The 15241-nt window shown below is 52.1% G+C and carries 10 protein-coding genes; 3 read left to right on the forward strand and 7 right to left on the reverse strand.

Translation table 11 applies throughout. From position 1 onward, the window contains the following. Window positions 1-1427 (forward strand): 2-isopropylmalate synthase (locus tag B2067_RS10255; RefSeq protein WP_301388369.1); only part of this gene is annotated, 1427 nt, incomplete at its 5' end. 58 nt (window positions 1428-1485) lie between these two features. Here the strand turns inward: B2067_RS10255 and B2067_RS10260 are convergent. The 7 genes from B2067_RS10260 to B2067_RS10290 all read right to left on the reverse strand — a co-directional run bounded on the left by B2067_RS10260 (window position 1486) and on the right by B2067_RS10290 (window position 10709). After that, window positions 1486-3180: a VRR-NUC domain-containing protein gene (locus B2067_RS10260; RefSeq protein ID WP_301388370.1), complete on the reverse strand. Its 1695-nt coding sequence runs from the start codon at window positions 3178-3180 to the stop codon at window positions 1486-1488. An 83-nt stretch (window positions 3181-3263) separates the two neighbouring features. Continuing rightward, complete coding sequence (locus B2067_RS10265; RefSeq protein WP_068435522.1) at window positions 3264-3476, reverse strand: glycine zipper family protein; 213 nt, start codon at window positions 3474-3476, stop codon at window positions 3264-3266. A 391-nt stretch (window positions 3477-3867) separates the two neighbouring features. Further along, complete coding sequence (locus B2067_RS10270) at window positions 3868-4353, reverse strand: FKBP-type peptidyl-prolyl cis-trans isomerase (protein WP_068435523.1); 486 nt, start codon at window positions 4351-4353, stop codon at window positions 3868-3870. A 76-nt stretch (window positions 4354-4429) separates the two neighbouring features. Beyond that, window positions 4430-6766: an ATP-dependent helicase gene (locus B2067_RS10275; RefSeq protein ID WP_301388372.1), complete on the reverse strand. Its 2337-nt coding sequence runs from the start codon at window positions 6764-6766 to the stop codon at window positions 4430-4432. A gap of 170 nt (window positions 6767-6936) precedes the next feature. Continuing rightward, window positions 6937-8385, reverse strand: coding sequence for an ethanolamine permease (gene eat, locus B2067_RS10280; RefSeq protein WP_297533782.1), 1449 nt, complete (start codon window positions 8383-8385; stop codon window positions 6937-6939). A 70-nt stretch (window positions 8386-8455) separates the two neighbouring features. Further along, a complete protein-coding gene (gene eutC, locus B2067_RS10285; protein ID WP_297533781.1) occupies window positions 8456-9289 on the reverse strand; it encodes an ethanolamine ammonia-lyase subunit EutC in 834 nt (277 codons plus the stop codon). A 4-nt stretch (window positions 9290-9293) separates the two neighbouring features. Then, a complete protein-coding gene (locus tag B2067_RS10290; RefSeq protein ID WP_297533780.1) occupies window positions 9294-10709 on the reverse strand; it encodes an ethanolamine ammonia-lyase subunit EutB in 1416 nt (471 codons plus the stop codon). A gap of 236 nt (window positions 10710-10945) precedes the next feature. Here B2067_RS10290 and B2067_RS10295 point away from each other — a divergent pair, with 236 nt between their 5' ends. Both B2067_RS10295 and B2067_RS10300 read left to right on the forward strand, forming a co-directional pair. Then, window positions 10946-11932 (forward strand): helix-turn-helix domain-containing protein, encoded by a 987-nt coding sequence (locus tag B2067_RS10295; protein WP_297533779.1) that lies wholly within the window; start codon window positions 10946-10948, stop codon window positions 11930-11932. A gap of 123 nt (window positions 11933-12055) precedes the next feature. After that, the gene (locus tag B2067_RS10300) at window positions 12056-15193 is read left to right on the forward strand and encodes a BPTD_3080 family restriction endonuclease (protein ID WP_301388373.1); all 3138 of its coding nucleotides are present in this window, start codon (window positions 12056-12058) and stop codon (window positions 15191-15193) included. Window positions 15194-15241 lie beyond the last annotated feature (48 nt).

Genomic DNA, 15241 nt, shown 5'->3' on the forward strand with positions numbered 1-15241 from the left:
ACTTCGCCCGCTGGCTGATCGAGGCCCGCCAGATACCAGAAGATGTCACTGTTCAGGTACTGGTACAGGCACGCGATGAACTGATTGAACGCACCTACGAAGCATTGCGCGGCGTACGCCGGGCTGTGGTGCACGTCTATAACTCCACCTCGCCCGTGCAGCGCAACAAAGTCTTCGGGCTCGAGAAAAGTGGCATCATCGACATCGCCCGCAAAGGTGCAACGAAGGTGATGGAAGAATCAAAGAAATTCCCTGAAACAGAGTGGGTGTTCCAGTACTCACCGGAAAGCTTCTCAAGCACCGAAGTCGAATTTGCCACAGAAGTGTGTAACGCCGTGATCGATGTCTGGCAGCCAACGCCAGAAAACAAAACCATCATCAACCTGCCGGCCACGGTAGAGTCTGCCATGCCGAACGTCTTTGCTGATCAGGTTGAATGGTTCTGCCGCAATGTCGATAAGCGTGACAGCATTACCGTGAGCATTCACACCCACAATGACCGTGGATGTGCCGTCGCCGCAGCAGAACTTGCCTTACTGGCAGGCGCCGACCGCATCGAAGGGACGCTCCTCGGCAACGGCGAGCGCACAGGCAACATGGACATAGTGACGATGGCCATGAACCTCTACAGTCAGGGCATCGATCCCGAACTGGATATCAGTATTGCTGATGACATCATTGCGACCGTCGAAGAATGCACGAACATTAAAACGCACCCTCGCCACCCGTGGTTGGGAGAGCTGGTTTATACGGCCTTCTCGGGAAGCCACCAGGACGCTATCCGTAAGTGTCTTGCGCAGCAGAGCGAGGAAGAGCACTGGGATGTTGCCTATCTGCCGATTGATCCACAGGACATTGGCCGTACCTATCAGTCGGTTATCCGTGTGAATAGCCAGTCAGGTAAGGGCGGCGCCAGCTATATTGTCGAACAGGCGTTAGGTGTGACTCTGCCACGCTGGATGCAGATTGAACTGGCGCAGCACATTCAGTCAGCATCGGAGCGCGAAGCTCGTGAACTGAGCGGTGATGAGATTGTCGCCATTTTCCGTCAGGCCTTTATGCCTCGGGGCGGTCACTACGAACTGTCGGGTTATCAGACCGAGCATGACAGCCTGCACCATACGATTCAGGCGACTTTGAATGACGGTCAGAATCTGATCACTCTGCACGGTAAAGGCAGCGGCAGTATCAGTGCCTTTGGTGATGCACTGCACAAAATGACCGGAATAGATCTTCAGGTTGTGCAGTTTGAAGAGGTATCCCTTGGCGAAGGCTCAGACGCGCAGGCAATGGCGTTTGTTCAGATCAGCCTGCAAGGGCAGCGCTTCACAGCAGCAGCTCAGGACAGCGACACACTGGCAGCCAGTCTGGAGTCGATTGTGACTGCACTGAATATCGCCATCAGTCAGGGCGTTAAAGCCGCCTGACCTGGGAGTCAGTCCGGGAGTCAGTCTTCTGGACTTTCCTCTCCTTGCTCTGCGTCAGTCAGACCGCCCCCCCCATAATGGTGGGGTCGTCTTTTACACGAATCACCCTGGCTGGAATGCCTAAGCGTTCGAACTCGGCGAACCAGACTTTCTGATTTTTCTGTAAGGTGTCTCCCGGCCCTTTTACCTCCAATAATTCGAAGCCCTCACTCGCGGGGAATCGGATCAGGTCTGGCAAGCCGGCTTTATGCTGTCTGAGATCTTGCAGCATAAAACGAAATACACCCTGCCACACGGCCACAGGAATGCGCTCAACAGACAAACGAATCAGGTCTTCGGTCAGCACCGCCCAATGCACAAACGGATTCGCGATGCCCTGCTTCTGCTGATAGGTTTCTGAAGCTCTCTCTAAAAGACTGTCAGCGGATTCTAATGCCTGCCAGCAGACATCAAACTCTTTCTGGCGCAATGTCACGAAGTCCGCTTCATAAAGGTCTGATGGCCGGATCTGGAATGGGTGGAAAAACGCACCAGGGACTTCAGCATAGATAGCCGACCAGAAAATCAGGCCGAACATCCCCGGAATTAACAGATTTTCGCAGTACACCAGCCGGTCACCGGGGTTCTCCGATTCAAATGCAGCAGCCACTGCGCGCTCAACACCAAGCGATAATCGTGTTTCAGCCGGCATAGTAATAACGTCTTCTACGGGGCTCGACACCCGCTGTGCAAGACGCTGACACAGTTCATGGTTGTGCTTCATTTTTCGCGGCACAAATGAAAGTAAAAACTGGTGCTCTTCTTCGTTGAAGGGAGCCTTCGCCATGGCGAAGGCCAGCTTATCAGCGTCTTCCTGCTGCCCTTGCGCAACTAATATCCTGAGCCGGCGCTCCCGGGCCGGGTGACGCATGCTGCGCTCATAGATAGTGAGAGCGTCATCAGAATACCCCAGCCGTTCTACCTGGCGTCCGATATCGACCAGAAAGCGATGACGTCGTCGCCGAAGAGTGGGCTCTTCGGATGCCGGCAAGCTGTCGGCGATCCGGCACAAGCTTTCTGCGCTGTGATCTTTCAGGTCTCCGGCCTCTTCACGCAAAGCGTAATAAAGCCGGTGTGCTTCAAGGTCACTACGTTGATGGCACCAACGACTGGCAGCGTTGAGGTTGTATGATTCGTATCGGTAAATCCCCAGATCCCGCAGTACAAATTCCGTAAAGTCCTGATAAAGGTTGCCAAAAAAAAGCAGCCGGAAGGAGTCCAGCTCCTGCTCTCCGTAAACGCAATAAATCTCCGTGTCAGGCAGACCGGCAACGAGCTTCTCGCTGTTTTCCTCGAAGCGTGTCAGCAACTCTTGCTTGCGCAGCGACGCTGGCACTTTCTGACCGATAGACGTCTGTATAGCCGTGGCCAGTTCCTGACGTGTGAACAGATTCAGCCAGTCATCTTCCTGGGGCAATCCGCCCGACTGAAGGTCATAGATTTCGAGAAAACGCTGACTCTGTAATTCGACTGCTGCGGCAGTGATATCGGGGATTTCTGCGTACGCCAGTTTGTCACGCCTGAACCAGTCCCCACGGCGACTGAGCAAGCGAACATAAAGACACTTTGCAGTTTCCGACAACCCAATAAAATCGTCGTAAAAGGTACGCTCGTCCTCGTTAATAATGTCTGCGTAAAGATGCGCGACATGACTGAGAACAAAATGAAAGTTATCGAGGTAGTATTTCTCGGGAAGATCCGGAGCGACGGGCATGCGCAGGTAACTCGTCCTGTATGGTCAGTGACAGAACATAATAACAGGCGCAGCAGCCTGCCCAAGACCGCTGCGCAGAATTCTTATTTTTTTGACTGGTGAGGGTGATGATGTACCGGAAAGGTACGACCGTACGTAATCATCTCTCCCAGGATCAGACCACCGAAGAAGCCTGTCAGTGCAGCTTCAAGGGACGCGCCCACCATGCTGCCGATTACAACGCCAAAGGCGGCACCAAGAAGACCACCGTATACCATTGACTTGCGACGATACGCCGCTATTTTGCCTTTTCTCATTTGCATTTCCTCCAGATGTTCAACCTGTTGAACAGGGCATGCTTGAAGACAGCCTAATTCCTGAAAAGTTGCCGTTGTACTAACAAATCTCCAGGTTGTTTCTGCCGTCTGACTTTTAATTTATCACAGCCTGTTAAACCTTCAATCCGGTGGCGCAGGAGGTCGCAGTTCTTACAGAGAAAATACGACTCAGATCAAGATTGATGTACAAATTAATGCTGACGAATGGTGCATGATTACTGGTATTTCAGAGGGGCGCACCAGTGGTGTGCAGTGAGATGTACAGTATTGGTAAATAAGGCGGGAGGGTCTGAATTTGTCGGCTTTGACAGAGGGATGAGAAGTTAGCGAAGAGCAGACCAGCGCCTGGCCTGCTCTGTCATACCGGAGATCAGTGCTGAACGCCGCCTTCACCGTGCACGTGGCCGTGTTGCAGTTCTTCTTCGCTCGCTTCACGGATGCTCTCAACTTTTACAGAGAACGCCAGTGACTTACCTGCCAGCGGGTGGTTTGCATCAACAGTCACTTCAGTTTCGTCAACTTCAGTTACGATCAGGTTGATTGGGCCGTGTTCGGTCTGTGCAGTGAACGCCATGCCCGGCTCTACTTTCTCAACACCCTGGAAAGCTTCGTGCGGTACTTTCTGGATACGCTCATCGCTGTATTCGCCATAAGCATCTTCAGGCGCGATGGTTACGTCGAGCTCGTCACCCACCTGCTTGCCTTCCAGCGCAGCTTCCAGGCCTGGAATGATGTTCTGCGCACCGTGCAGGTACGTCATTGGCTGACCACCTTCTGAAGAGTCGATCACTTCGTTGCTGGCAACGTCAGTGACTTTATAGTGAATAGTAACGACTTTCTTTTGTTCGATGGTCATAGTGTTTCCCGTAATTGTTTGCCCGACTGGGCTGAATGTGGCCCCAGTATAACAAGCCACGCGCTGAGGAAAACCGTCACAGCAAGCGGATTTTGTCCATGACGGCATTTCTTGAGAGTGTTCGCACCCTGGAATCACTGTCAAAACGGACTTTGAGGTAATCGCTGTCCTCACTGATAACAATTCCTGTCCCCAGGGTGTCATGCACAATTCTGGTCAACTTTTTATCATCATTGAATTTGCTGTCGATCACACCGCCCGGGCGTTTAACCTGCCCGACAGTCGACGAAGCGGGTACTTCAAAACGTACTTCAAGATCCCCGGCGCCGAGGTGCGCAAGGTACGTCCCCAGCCATTGTGGTTGATAGCCGTCCTGACCGCGGAGAACGTAGGTACTGTCTCCCCGGGCTATTGCCTCGAGCAAGTCTTTCGATCGTGAAACACCCAGTTCACGCTCAAAGGTACTCGGCATCTCACGCTCTGAACACTCACGCAGAGGTTTCTCGGGCGTATCCGGCGCTAACAGATGCAGCTGCTTCCGCGCCCGGGTCATGCTGACATAGAGAAGTCTGCGTTCACTGGCGACATCGGCTGCTGTGGTGAACTCCCCCTCAGGATGGTACGGGAAGTACTGGCCATTCAGGCCCGGGATAATCACAGTATCCCACTCCCTACCCTTGCTTTTGTGCGCACTGGTCAGGGTGACTCTCTGATCTGAGTGGTTTTTCTGCGCTTTTACTTTCTGCAGCAGTGCACGCCAGTGTTCCGATAATTCACTGGCGCTGAGGTCGGTCGTACGAGCGTAACTCATGAAGGCGCGAATGGTCTCTATGCGATCATCGCTCTGCTGTGCACTGAAGGCATTATCGCGAATGCCCTCTTCCAGCTCAGTCTGCTCTGCATAATCTTTCAGCAGCCGCCAACCCTTCATATTGGTCAGTTCTGCGGCTGAAATAATCTGCGCACGCGTTTCAAGTTGTTGTATCTGCCATTTGCTCAGATCGTCCGGAAGCGCCTCAATCAAGGCTTCGCCGTAACCATGAGTCACAGCGCCCATTTTCTGAGCAATACGTTCCAGGAGTGCTCGTCTTACTTTTGGAAAAGGCGTCGTCAGTATGTGCAGCCAACTGTCTTCCCGACTGCGGACTGAACGCTCTGCAAAACGTCCGGACGCAATCTCCAGTAATAACCAGAAAATGCGTAATTCCCAGGCCTCAAGAACCGAACGACTGTGATCCAGGTGATAAGGAATATCTTCCTTGAGAAGACCAAGCTCCAATGCCGCCGACAACGACCAGATACGGTGGATAACGACAATCTCTGCGTTCTCATCCTGCTCAATGGCATCCCGGATTAACTTAATACTGAAAGCAGCTTCATTCCGTACCCGGTGCAGTTTTACCCGCGTCTCGGGCGTCGTCGAATGCGACAGACCCGTGACTGCTTCGCGCTCGCGATTGTGGTAAATCAAGTGATTAGCACAGAAACTGAGGGCATGGCCGTAGCGGAAGGTATGAGGCAACTGATACGTCGTCACATCGCCAAATTCCTGAGCAAACCGGCTTACGATAAATTCGGGTTTTGAGCCACGGAACTCATAAATCGTCTGATCTGGGTCACCGATCACGACGACATTTCCGCGCCCACCCCAGAGCATATGAAGAAGCGCCTGCTGAACATCATTGATGTCCTGATACTCGTCGACCAGTATCCACTGCATGTGCCCGCCAAAGTGATCTGCCAGCTCAGGATGCGATCGTAAGCACATCACAGGGTCGTACAGCATGTCAGAGTAACTGATGCGGTAATTCGACCGGCGCCAGTCTTCAAAGCGGTAAAAGAGTTCAGTGAAGATCCGGCACTCTGGTGGGTAATCGAGGGTTTCCAGAACATCGGCCGCGGGCAATAGCCCTGACTTAACCAGATCAAGAAATGCGATCGCGGGTTCTACCCACTTGCGCCGCTGGGAAAGAATATCCTGACGCGTATCATCGTCTGCTATTTCCTGCAGCAAGCGCCAGACAATATTCTCGGTCTCTCCGTCTGACAGGACCTTACCCTGCCACTGTGGCAGTGCCCCCATAGTGATCAGGCGATCATAAATTTTCAGACCCAATGAGTGGAATGTACGAATCTGGGGAAGCGGCTGACCACTGACAAGTGATATCAGGCGCTTTTGAAAATCTTCCTGCGCCGCTTTGTTGTACATCAGCACCAGCATGCGCCGCGCTGGTACGCCATCGTGCAGACGCGCCTGAATAAAATGCGTCAGTGTCGATGTCTTCCCTGCCCCGGCCACAGCGATCACACGTGCATGCCCCTGCTTATGGGCAACGACGGCTTGCTGTTCAGACGTCAGGTGGGCATTCACCTGAGAAGTGGGCTGTGTGGTAGACAAGGCAAAGAGGCTCAATCGTGTAAACCGGCATGGTACGAAGGCCAGCCTTTATATGCAATTCAGGCATGCTTTCAGGGCAAACCAGACACATACGACCCCCATAAAAAAGCGCTCTGTCACCGAAGTAACAGAGCGCCGCGGGTTAACCCTAAAGTACAACTTAAGATACTACTTGAGGCACTACTTTATGAAGCGGCTTTCGGAGTCGCCATGGCCGCCGTTGCGTCTGAATCATCATCCAGCTCGTGTTCCGCGGCTTCCAGCATGGCGAACTCTTCTGCGGCTGTCTTAGCAACAAGATGGTTACGGCTATAGCCGAAGAAGTAGGCTGCACCGATCACAAAGAGCACGACCGTGAAGAAGAAAGCACGTGGATCGAAAGCGTACACACCGGTCAGAGCAATCAGAGACAGCACCAGCGCAATACCAGAAGTCACCACACCACCCGGTGTTTTATACGGGCGTGGCATATCTGGCTGGCGTACACGCAGCAGGATATGGCTCAGTGCCATCAGGGCATAAGACACAGTGGCACCAACGACCGCCATGGCAAGCATCAGATCGCCTTCGCCACTCAAGGAAGCCAGAAAGCCCAGAACACCCGGTACGATTAAGGCACGTGACGGCACTTTACGCTCGCTGGTTACAGACAGTGACTTAGGCAGGTAACCGGCACGAGACAACGCAAACACCAGACGACTGTACCCATAGATGATCGAGAAGAACGACGCGATCAGACCCGCCAGACCCAGCACGTTAACCGCAGTCGCCAGATTTTCATTACCCGTTACCTTAAGCGCATCAACCAATGGCACCGCACTGCCACCCATAGCTTCAGCACCCGCTGCGCCTGCAAGCAGAACCACAACCAGGAGTGCAGTAAACAGCAGGAACACCATGGCACCGATAATACCTTTCGGAACATCTTTCGCTGGGTTCTTAGATTCTTCTGCCGCCAGAGGGACACCCTCAACCGCCAGGAACAACCACATAGCAAACGGCAGCGCCGCCCAAACACCGTACCAACCAAATGGCAGGACTTCTGACGCACCGGCTGCTGCCGTCGGCGCAATATCAAACAGACGACTGGCGTCGAAATCGCCAATTAAGGCAACCGCTGTCGCAAGAATCGCGAATACTGCGAGAGCACTGATCACCATCATGACTTTTAAGGCTTCACCGACACCGGCCAGATGGATACCGATAAATACCAGATAAAACCCGGCATAAACCAGAGGGCCGTTTAACCCGGTGAGTTCTTCAAAGGCCGAGCCGATGAAGATCACAATCGCTGCAGGTGCCAGCGCATATTCAATCAGTACCGCAAGGCCCGTTAAATAACCGCCCGCTGGCCCCATCGCCTGACGTGCAAACGAATAACCACCGCCTGCCGCAGGAATCGCCGCCGACATTTCGGCCAGCGACAACACCAGTGTGAAGTACATGATTGCCATCAGCACCGCGGCAATGGCAAAACCACCCCAGCCGGCTTCCGCCAGGCCAAAGTTCCAGCCAGCGAAATCGCCGGAAATAACATAGGATACGCCAAGACCTGCAAGCAGAATCCAGCCGGCAGTACCGCGTTTTAACTGGCGCTGGGCCAGATACTCCTGATTAACTTTAGGTTCAGACATAATGGTCTCTCCGTTTTTCAGATAATTTAAAGTTGGTTTAAAAGTTGATTTGCAATTCAGTTTTTTAAAATCACGAAATTAAAAAGTTCTTATTGCCGGATACCGTTTCAATAACGTCATCCTGAGTTCGGTCTTTTAAGTTCACACCAGACAGTTTCAGCTGACGGGATTCATCCAGAAGATACTGAGTGCGTCGTGCGGCTTCTGAGTAAGGCAACCCCGCGGGGCGAATATTTGAAATACAGTTGCGTGCTGCATCGGTGAGGCCAACGTGGGGGGCATACGTCAGATAGAGGCCGAGGCTGTCGGGAGAGCTGAGCCCCGGACGTTCACCAATAAGTACGATCACGCAGCGGGCATTCAGCAGCTCACCGACTTCATCCCCAACAGCTACCCGGCCCTGCTCGACAATGGTGATGGGTGCCAGCGAGTAGTCTTTTAACTGCGGCAATAATGTCTCCAGAAACGGCACCACATTCTGTTGCACCGCTAACGACGACAAGCCATCGACAATCACAATCCCCAGGTCGTATTCGCTGCTTACCTCATGTTCCTTGGTGCTATCTTGAGAAAGAAGGGCCCGGGAGTGTTCATTCAGGCGGCGGCCCAGATCCGGACGCTGAAGGTATTCCATACGATCAGAAGCACGACTGTGCACACGGTGGATATCGCCGACACGGCAATTGATAACCTCAGAATCTTCAATGGCTGTCATCAGCCCATCGCAATTCAGCGGAAAATGCACTGCATCACGGGCACGGGCATGGGACAACTGAAACTCGAGTAATTCTTTGGTCGGCAGACTGACACCGGCACGCCCTAAGCCGATACGTGCATCGGTAAATTCACGCAGACGACGCCACGGATTCTCTACAACACCAGTTGAACTATTTTTCATCGTCATCCCCTCAGTGCTGACCAGAAGCCGTTGACTTTGAATTAGGCGGCAATGAATTGAGCGAGCGGGCAAACGCTTCAGGTAAAGCGTCGTTTAATACAAAAGCATCGCCCATGATCTGCATACGCGAGAGCCATTGCGCAAACTCGGGCGCAGGCTGGCTGCCCAACACTCGGCGGGCATAAAGTGCATCGTGGAAAGAGGTGGTCTGATAATTCAGCATGATGTCGTCAGAGCCAGGAATACCCATCACAAACGAACAACCGGCGACCCCTAATAAGGTCAGCAGATTGTCCATATCATTCTGGTCAGCTTCGGCATGGTTGGTGTAACAGACATCACAGCCCATCGGAAGGCCAAGTAATTTTGCGCAGAAATGATCTTCCAGACCGGCGCGGATAATTTCTTTGCCGTCGAATAAATATTCCGGGCCAATAAAGCCAACCACGGTATTGATGAGCAACGGGTTAAATTTACGCGCAACGGCATAAGCACGGACTTCGCAAGTCTGCTGATCCAATCCATGATGGGCGTTGGCCGAAAGCGAACTGCCCTGCCCGGTTTCAAAATACATAACGTTATTACCAACGGTACCGCGCTTTAAACTCAGTGCCGCATCCTGTGCCTCGGCCAATGTCGCAATGTTAAAACCGAAGGAAGAGTTGGTCGCCTCGGTACCGCCAATCGACTGAAATACCAGATCGACCGGCGCACCGGCTTCTATGCATTCGATGGTATTAGTTACATGGGTGAGTACACAGGACTGAGTAGGAATCTCGTATTTGCTGATCACTTCGTCCATCAGCTTCATCAACTTAATCGCCTGTGCGACGTTATCGGTGGCGGGGTTAATTCCAATCACGGCATCGCCATTACCGTATAAAAGACCGTCGAGGATACTGGCAGCGATGCCATTCACATCATCGGTAGGATGATTCGGCTGCAGGCGGGTCGATAAATGCCCAGGCAAACCAATGGTATTACGGAAAGCGGTTTTCACATGGCATTTTTTAGCGACCAGAATCAGATCCTGATTGCGCATAATCTTCGAAACCGCCGCGGCCATCTCGGGCGTAATGCCCGCACGTACACCTTCTAACACGTCAGGTGTAGCCATATCGCTTAACAACCAATTACGAAAATCGCCGACGGTGAGATGGGAGATCGCCGAGAATGATTGAGCATCGTGCTCGTCGATAATCAGACGGGTCACTTCATCGTCTTCGTACGGTACCAACGCTTCATTCAGGAACTGCTTGAGCGGGACATCAGCAAGAACCATCTGAGCAATCACCCGCTCTTCTGCTGAGCGCGCAATCACACCCGCAAGGCGGTCTCCGCTTCGCGCCGGTGTGGCCTTCGCCATCACGTCAGCAAGATTCTCAAAGTGCCAGGTCTGCTGACCGGCTGTGTAGCTGTATTTCATAAATTTCCTTCGCTTCCCGTCCGCTTTTAATCAGAAAGGAACACTTGTTGCTGTGTCTTACGAAGGAACTGAGCGAGAGATATTCCAGCGACCTATCGAATTTCGGCAAAGTTTTTCAGAATCGCTGAAAAGCCGATGATACGGGCCCTGCCGCTGGTTAGGATGACTGTAACAAAGACCATGACAGCCTTAATAACGGACGAGCGCAGTACCGTTACCGAGCAGGAGAGCAGAATATGCACCAACACCAGACACTCGATGCACTGACTCAGAGCACAGAGCCCCTGCACTCAACGAATACTAGTGAAGCGTGTGATGCTGACCTTCACGCTCGTAATCTCACCAACTGGCAGCAGGAATACGATCAACTGTCCGGCGGGCACTTCTATGGGCGAATAGATGAAATTGCCTTAGAAGGTATGCAGGTCTTTAAAGAACACACCAGCCAGGCGCTGCGGCAACAATGCAACGTCTGGCCGGATGCTATCTGGTTGGGAATTTCGTCCGATCCAGCAGATTGCCGGATCAATGGTTTGAGCGTCGATAGCAACCAGATCATGTGCCGCCCGGGCGCCTGCGATTTCGAACTGGTCACACCAGATGACTTCGACATTTATGGCTTAGTAATTCGCACCGATGCTTTACTGGCGGCGGCTGAAAATGATGAACTCAACCTTCAGGGGTTATCACTGCACGAACACCCGCGTCTGGCGATCCCTGAGCAAGACCTTGCCCACGTACGTGAACTACTGGGAAAACTGGTCAACCCAGAAACGCCTGATCTTCACCAACGCCTGCAACGCGATCTTATTCTGCGCACCCTGTTAGATCTTCTGAAGAAAGAAACACCGGCCAAACGCCCGGCCACCAGCTACGCCCACCGCAAAGCCGTGGTCGACAAAGTGAAAGCCTGGATGGACATGAATCAGGATGCGCCGCTCACCATCACAGAGCTATGCGAACTGACACATACGAGCCGCCGCACCCTGCAATACAGCTTTGAAAGCATTCTGGGTATCAGCCCACTGAAGTTCTTAAAAACCGCACGGTTAAATCAGGTCCGTCGCTCGCTGTTAGCGGCCGAAAATCAGGAGCGCCCTATTTCTTCAATCGCTGCAGACTGGGGCTTCTGGCATCCGGGACAGTTCGGGCAGGATTATAAAAAGCTATTTGGCGAGATGCCTTCAGAGACAGTATCGCGGGCGGATTTGTTCAATATTTAACCAGTCATATCATAGATATTACCAATATCACTTAAACTGTATGCCCTATCTCAATGATGGTAATCTTGACGACCATAGTATGTAGCTATCATTTGGTATCCCTATCGGCAAAAGGAACGTCCGGTGTCTCAGCAGTTTTTCGAAAAACCTATTCTCAACAGCCCATATGAATATCCCAGCCGACATTGGGAGCTCGATGAGAACGGCCAGCCTGTCAAAGAGCTTAACACCCGCCGGTCTGCTAGCTATGTCACACCGGTTCCCAAAGCCAGGCGGCAGAAAGGACCAAAATCCCAGGATTCTTTAAACTTCGAAGCAGCTATTGATTCTGACAGCTACGATCCTATGCCCTTCATCAATGATCTTCGTAAGGAGATTGATGCCTGGCGTCTGCTGCCAGAAGATAAATGGGGAGTTACTGCTGAAACCGCCCGCTTGCTTAAACATTGGCGTGGCGATCATTTCACTGGCATTCGCCCATTTTTCTGTCAGGTCGAAGCGGCTGAAGTAGCAATCTGGTTAACAGAAGTAGCGCCTCGTTCATCGGTGCGTGGTAAGTATTTCCTGGACCATCTTAAAAATGCCAACGAAGGTTCAAACCCTGGCTTACTGCGTCTTGCGCTGAAACTGGCGACAGGTGCGGGCAAAACCACAGTGATGGCCTTGCTGATTATCTGGCAAACCATCAATGCAGTGCGTTATCCAACCAGTACCCGCTTTACTAAAGGTTTTTTACTTATTGCCCCCGGCATTACCATTCGAGATCGCTTGCGTGTACTGCTGCCTAACGACCCAGAAAACTACTACGAAACCCGGGATATGGTGCCGAAAGAGTTCATGCGGGAAATCCAGCAGGCTCGTGTAGTCATAACCAACTATCACGCTTTTAAACTCAAAGAAAAAATCGAACTCTCAAAGGGCAATCGTGAGTTTCTGCAAGGTCGGGGCGATAAGCTACAAACTCTGGAAACCGAAGGCCAGATGCTAAACCGGGTGTTGAAACCATTGATGGGCATGAAACACATCATGGTGATCAATGACGAGGCCCACCATTGCTATCGCCAACGCCCTGACGCGGAAAACGAAGAAGGTGAGTTGAAAGGCGACGACAAGGCTGAAGCTAACGAGAACAATGAAGCTGCGCGCTTGTGGATCTCAGGTATCGAAGCTGCAACTCGTCATTTCAAGGATGTGCGAGTAATCGACCTGTCAGCAACACCGTTTTTCCTACGTGGTTCTGGCTATTCCGAGGGTACTCTATTCCCGTGGACAATGAGTGATTTCTCACTGATGGATGCCATCGAATGCGGCATCGTTAAACTGCCTCGGGTACCGGTTGCCGACAACCTTCCCGATGGCGAGTTGCCAAAATATCGGGAACTCTGGGAGCACATTCGCACCAAAATGCCGAAAAAAGGCCGTGGCAAAGCCGGTGTGCTTGATCCGCAAAAGTTGCCGACACTTTTAAACGGCGCACTCGATGCCTTGTACGGCCATTACAAGGCTACCTACGACATATGGGCAAATGCCAATATTCCGATCCCCCCTTGTTTTATCATTGTGTGCAATAACACCACGACTTCAAAGCTGGTGTACGACTACATTTCTGGATTTGAACGAGAGAATAGCAACGGCGATATTGAAGTTGTACCGGGCAAGCTTGAGCTATTCCGAAATTATGATGAAAACGGCAACGCATTTGGCCGCCCCCGCACTCTGCTTATCGACAGTGGCCAGTTAGAATCAGGGGACGCTCTAGACGCCAACTTCAGCAAAGCCGCAGGCAAAGAGATAGAGCTGTTCCGCCGCGAGATTCTGGAACGTACCGGCGACCATAAACAGGCCGATAACATATCCGAAGCCGACCTGCTAAGAGAAGTGATGAACACTGTTGGCCAGCAAGGCAAACTCGGTGAATCGATCCGCTGTGTCGTCTCGGTCTCTATGCTTACCGAAGGCTGGGACGCCAATACCGTCACTCATGTGCTGGGCGTACGTGCCTTTGGCACCCAACTGTTATGCGAACAGGTGATGGGCCGGGCGCTACGTCGTCAAAGTTACCAACTGAATGAAGAGGGTAAGTTCGATGCAGAATATGCCGACGTACTAGGAATTCCCTTCGACTTTGCCAGCCAGCCTGTAAGAGCTAATCCTAAGCCCCCCAAACCTACTACACGTATCAAGGCTATGTCCCCTGAGCGTGATGCCCTGAGCATAGAGTTTCCGCGCGTAGATGGCTATCGCATTGATATCCCTGACACTGGTTTAAAAGCAGAATTTAACGATGACCATAAGCTCAAACTCACACCAGAACTTGTCGGGCCTTCACTCGTGGAGCAGGCTGGAATCGTGGGTCAAACAGCCGAACTGAGCGTAAGCCACTTAAAAGAGATTCGTCCTTCTAGCCTGAATTTTGAGCTGGCTGCCGCATTGACACAGAAACTGATCAAGCCTGGCGAACAAGCTACGAACACCCTATTTAAGAATGCCCGACGCCTGGTAAAGCAGTGGATGAAAGAATGCCTGACCTGTGTTGGTGATACCTACCCCGCTCAGCTGAGGTATCCTGAGCTGTTGGATCTGGCGTGCGAGCGCATTATCGCTGGCATCGTCCATACCGGTCTTCAGCAAGAACGAAGGGTGTTAGCCGTCACAGACCCTTATAACCCGATTGGTAGCACTGCCCATATAGCCTTTAATACCAGTAAGGATGACCTGTGGGAAACCGCCGCCGACAAATGTCATATCAACTATGTGGTGTTGGACAGCGGTTGGGAAGCCGAGCTGTGCCGCATGGTCGAGCGCCACGACCTAGTGAAAGCCTATGTAAAAAACCACAGTCTGGGCTTTGAAGTACCCTACGAAATGGGTGGAAGCAAGCGTATTTATATCCCGGACTTTATTCTCAAGATCGACGATGGCCAGATCCGACAACAACCGGATGCCTCTGGCGAACTGGTCGAAGTGCCGGACTACCTCAATCTGATTGTTGAGGTCAAAGGCTATCGCGGTGAAGACGCCAAACAGAAAAAACTTACCATGGACAGCTACTGGATTCCGGGTGTGAACCAGCTGAATAAATATGGCCGCTGGGCCTTTGTGGAATTAACCGACCTATACGCTATGCAAGACGACTTTGAACAAAAACTCAGCGAAGCCCTTAACTGCGCCATCGAGCAGGGCATCACGCAGATACAACAACCAACCGCACCGTTAATTAGCACACCGGATTCACACAAGGCGCAGGGAGAGCAGGCATGAGCAAGCCCGGAAGTAAAAGCAGCAATAACAAGCGACTGTGGTTCAACC

It is taken from the genome of Thalassolituus sp. UBA2590, assembly GCF_002339775.1.
Lineage (GTDB): Bacteria > Pseudomonadota > Gammaproteobacteria > Pseudomonadales > Oceanobacteraceae > Thalassolituus.